This is a genomic window from Candidatus Obscuribacterales bacterium, assembly GCA_036703605.1.
In the GTDB taxonomy this organism is placed as follows: domain Bacteria; phylum Cyanobacteriota; class Cyanobacteriia; order RECH01; family RECH01; genus RECH01.
Map to the genome: position 1 here is coordinate 1 of DATNRH010000193.1, position 4,613 is coordinate 4,613.

General features: G+C 48.1%; 5 protein-coding genes. 3 read left to right on the plus strand and 2 right to left on the minus strand.

Translation table 11 applies throughout. The features are described from left to right. On the plus strand, window positions 1-297 hold a 297-nt coding region (locus V6D20_04055), incomplete at its 5' end, for a hypothetical protein (protein ID HEY9814965.1). A gap of 33 nt (window positions 298-330) precedes the next feature. Then, window positions 331-1,623: a lysophospholipid acyltransferase family protein gene (locus V6D20_04060; GenBank protein HEY9814966.1), complete on the plus strand. Its 1,293-nt coding sequence runs from the start codon at window positions 331-333 to the stop codon at window positions 1,621-1,623. Window positions 1,624-1,808: 185 nt separating this feature from the next. Here the strand turns inward: V6D20_04060 and V6D20_04065 are convergent, their stop codons facing one another. After that, window positions 1,809-2,477 (minus strand): cytochrome b/b6 domain-containing protein, encoded by a 669-nt coding sequence (locus V6D20_04065; GenBank protein HEY9814967.1) that lies wholly within the window; start codon window positions 2,475-2,477, stop codon window positions 1,809-1,811. A 318-nt stretch (window positions 2,478-2,795) separates the two neighbouring features. Next, window positions 2,796-3,653 (minus strand): restriction endonuclease, encoded by an 858-nt coding sequence (locus tag V6D20_04070; GenBank protein ID HEY9814968.1) that lies wholly within the window; start codon window positions 3,651-3,653, stop codon window positions 2,796-2,798. Between the two features lie 256 nt (window positions 3,654-3,909). Between V6D20_04070 and rpiA the strand changes: the two genes are divergently transcribed. After that, window positions 3,910-4,613, plus strand: a 704-nt coding sequence (gene rpiA, locus V6D20_04075) for a ribose-5-phosphate isomerase RpiA (protein ID HEY9814969.1), incomplete at its 3' end; no start/stop codon positions are given.

Genomic DNA, 4,613 nt, shown 5'->3' on the forward strand with positions numbered 1-4,613 from the left:
TCTGCCCTCAAGCAATCCTATCGCGATCGCCTCCAGCAAGGCTGCCGCTGCCTATCTATTGTTTATCTAAAAGGTAGTTATGATGTCATTTACAACCGGATGCAACAGCGAAGCCAGCATTTTATGAAGGCAAATCTGCTAGCTAGCCAGTTTGCCATCCTAGAGGAGCCGGAGGAAGCGTTAGTGATTACGATGGATCAACCTCTCGATGCTATAGTTCAAGCTATTCACACGCATATCGTCAATCTTACTCTTGTGTCCACAGATGGTATATCCCTAAACGGGCAGACAGACTAGGATGGCGATCGCTCCTATCCCACCGACCATGCTATGACCTCTCCCGACTTTTATCCGCCAACGCTATGCCCATGGCTGGTGCGCCTGATTCAGTGGAATGCTGGATGGATAGCCCGCTGGCTTTACTGGATTGACCTAGAGGTTGCGCCCGAACACCTGCAGCATTTAATCAACCTCAAGGGCGATCGCGTCCTCCTGCTTCCCAACCATCCCACTTTTCATGATCCTGTGGTGATCTTTATGCTGTCGGCCAAGGTAAAGCAATCGTTTTACTACATGGCCGCCTACGAAACCTTCCAAAATCCCAGCACCATGTTTCTGATATCAGCAGGCTTCAAGCCCCTACACCGCTTGGCGCAGTCAGACTACGTAACTAAGGGACTAAGGTGGCTGCTCCAGCAGTTGGGTATGTACTCTATTCGCCGGGGCTTAGCCGATCGCCCCAGTATTGCCCAGACTCTAGCGCTGTTGGCTGAGCCAGCCTGCCATTTGGTGATCTTTCCAGAAGGTGGCTGTTCCTTCCAAAATGATACGGTGATGCCCTTTCGATCCGGGGGCATTCATATGGCGTTCCAAGCGTTGAACAAATATGCCAAGGTCCAGGAGGCGATTCCTAACCTCTATGTGGTTCCTGTGAGCATCAAATACCACTACACCGATGAAACCCAGCCGATTATTGAGCGATCGCTCCGGGGACTAGAGGCTCACTTTGGCATCATGTATGAACCAGATACACAACCTGATCACTATGTGCGTCTGAGGGCGATCGCTGAACGGGTTTTAACCACCATTGAAGCTGACTATGGTCTGACTCCACCCGATTCCCTGCATTCAGACTGGAACGAGCGCATTCAGGTTTTAAAGCATCGGGTGCTTGAATCCTGCGAGCGCCAGCTATCTATGAGCTCCGCACCAGGAGACCTCATGCGCGAACGGGTCTACAAAATTCAGCACCGGCTGCGCACCCAGCCAGACACGATCGATCAGCAACTGGACTGGAGCTACAGTCTTGTGGAAAAAACCATGATTCGCCTGCTCAATTTTGATGCAATCTATGATGGCTATGTCGGCACATATCCAACCCCCGAACGTTTTCTCGATACCTTGACCCGCCTAGAGCGCGAAGTGTTTAATATCGATCAACCCCCACCCAAGGGGCACCGGATCGCCCAAGTGTCTGTTGGAGAACCCTACAACTTAAAAGATATGTTGGACGAGTATCAACAGGAGCGATCGGTGACGGTGGATACTGTCGTGAAGCAGGTTCACGCCACCGTAGTCCAGAATTTAGATATTATATCGAATGCATATCAACCAGACTCATGACTGTTACGGGCTAGACCTCTATAGCTATCATCACACGAGGTAGGACGCCAAGAAGTTCTGGAGAGAAATTTATCCAGGATAAGCCATACATCTGATCAGTTTAGCTTGAATCTCACAGTAATCTCTTTCCGCGACAATCGGATAACTAACTGGGGCAACAAGCATCTTGGCTATCTTGATTGAGATTAGAGATTAAAGACCGGCAGAATAAACGCCGCAATAATACCGCCTATCACGACAGCCTCAGTTACTGTTAAGACTAGGCTAGAGTGTTTGACCTTGATTCCTCGCAGCCAAGAACGGGGACTATCTTGCTCCCGAGTTTTAATCTTAAACATAGACAACAACAACGGCACTCCTCCTACCTTGATACCAAGCAATACATGCAATGCTAATGCAAAGAACATCACCGCCCAAGCTACCAAGTGAGCTAGGTACCAACTATGATCGATTTCTCCTGCAGGTAGCCACTCTTCTTTCATCATGCGTCCTGTAACCACAGCACCTGTGGAGGCAAGCAACATCAATGTATTGGCAAGACGATGCGTGGAAATCCAGCCGACAGGTGTATTAACCTGAATGACTTCTTTAAAGGATTGCTCTTGCCCTAGCCGATTGAATCCCAGATGAAAGCTGTACAGAGCAAAGATGGGAAGAATCAACAAAAAGGTTAGTCCAATAGTGCCATGAATACCTTGGCTATCTTCTAGCTTAGGTAAGCTAATATTGCCCCAACGCCCATCGTAGATACTGTAAACCCAAAAACCTGACATCAAGGCAAGAACCGTTAAGACTGCAACTGAGCCATGCAGTATTCGTAGCAAAGCAGGCTGATATGGACTAGACGGCGGCATATAGATAAGAGCTTAAATGTGGATGCTATTGACTATAGCATAACTAGCCTGTTGTTCCAGTCTCTTGATGGTTACAGAAAAATTGCAGTCATGGAACTTCAGTCTTTAATGTCAAATCCAATTGAGTGTTCATAATGTAACATCCTGCTTTCGATCCCCCGCTTCGCTGCCCCCTTAAGGGGGCTACAGACATGTGGGACTACCGCAGCCTGGAATAAATAGCGTGTCTAACCGGATTTGATATGAGAAGAGGGTTGAGCGACATCGAAACCCGGTAAATTAGCTGCATTAATGGAGTCCACTTACTTACATCAGACATCAAATCTGGGAGAACCATTCTGCATCAACTTCAACAGACTCAATCATCGTAATTTTGACACCCAACCCTAAATCTTTTAATCGCTGAATTAACTGTTCACCATCTATTAGGTCAATAGGTGGTGCTCCATCTCTCGTTGCTTCTTGAAGAGCGCTTCTGGTAAACGTACCTGTTGTAATCAACAAACCCTTGTCTGTTCGCCCCTGCATAGCTCCGCGAAAGTCCCTAACTTGCGCCGCCGTTACCGACCCTTGATAGCGCTTGCACTGAAAAAGAACATGAAAGCTGAGAAAGCCATTAATACGGGCAATGCCAACCCCATCAATGCCTCCATCACCAGATTTACCTGTCACCTGGACTTGAATGAAGCCTGACTCTCGTAAAAGTCGCTGGGTTAAACGTTCAAAAGCGGAAGGTTCTAGAGACAAGAGCAATTGATGAAGCTGTTGATGCCAAGTTGACTCTTCCACAGAAAAATCTGGTTCATCTAGGTTATCGGAAAGCTTGGGTGAGATAGGCTTAATCTTATCGGCATCTCGGACAGCTTTAACAATAGTCTTAGCATCTAATGTTTGGATGTCTATAGATGTTGAAACCAATGACCAAACGCCACGAGATGAATTTTGTAGAAGCCCATACTTTTTTAGATATGTACGACTCCACCCAAGACGATACTCAACTTCACTCCTTGCAGTATTACTATGGAGAACTTCAAGAATGTCATCAGGTAAGTTAAGCAACTGAGCCACTTGATCATAAATCTCTTCAATCGTTCCAGATCCACCTAAGTTTTGCAGTGCCTGAAGTGTAGGCAGAAGCATAACGTCAAAGGTGGGAACTGAAGAAGATTGTTTCATGGATCAGAACAAAACTATAACAGAATTTTATTAACAGAATTTTATTATAGGTCTGTTATAGTTTTGCCGAAAGAAATGAACTCACAGATTGATTGTGAACCGCAGACTCAAGGGATCAAGCCACGCCGAGAATCTAACACCTCGTCCTACTAGGCCAAGAGAACACTTTGCGTCATGCTATGTAGTGCTAGGCAGATAGTCCAAGGGGGCGATCGCCAGCAACGATAAGGTAGACATAAGGTATAGGAGAGGTGTTATGTCGTCAGGAACAGATCCCGTCAAGCTAATGAAACAGCAGGTTGGCTTCACGGCCGCCGATCGCGTGCAGTCGGGGGCCATTGTGGGTTTAGGAACCGGTTCAACCACCGCCTACGCCATCCAGCGCTTAGGCGATCGCCTTAAGTCTGGCGACCTGAAAGACATTAAAGGTATTCCCACCTCCTTTCAAGCGTCGGTGTTGGCAAAACAGTATGGCATTCCCCTCACCACCCTGGATGAAGTCGATCGCATTGATGTGGCCATTGACGGGGCTGATGAAGTCGATCCCCAAAAGAATTTGATCAAGGGCGGTGGTGCTGCCCACACTCGCGAGAAGGTGGTGGATTCCTTAGCCGAATTGTTCATCGTAGTGGTGGATAGCTCCAAGCTCGTGACTGCCCTAGGCACCACCTTTGCCCTGCCGGTGGAAGTGCTACCCATGGCGATCGCTCCCGTCACCCGTGCTCTAGAAGCCTTGGGTGGAACGGTGGAGCTGCGGATGGGCGTGAAGAAGGATGGCCCGGTAATTACCGACCAAGGCAACATGGTACTCGATGTCACCTTCGCAGCGATCGCTAACCCAGCGGAGATGGAAGTGACGATTAATAACATCCCCGGCGTGCTGGAAAACGGACTCTTTGTTAACGTCACCGATGTGGTGTTGATTGGCGAAATCAAAGACGGCCAGGCCATCGTCCGAGA

Bases quoted from the DNA above. Each gene is read 5' to 3' on its own strand.
- V6D20_04060 (HEY9814966.1), top strand. From the start codon at position 331: ATGACCTCTCCCGACTTTTATCCGCCAACGCTATGCCCATGGCTGGTG.
- V6D20_04065 (HEY9814967.1), bottom strand. From the start codon at position 2,477: ATGCCGCCGTCTAGTCCATATCAGCCTGCTTTGCTACGAATACTGCAT.
- V6D20_04070 (HEY9814968.1), bottom strand. From the start codon at position 3,653: ATGAAACAATCTTCTTCAGTTCCCACCTTTGACGTTATGCTTCTGCCT.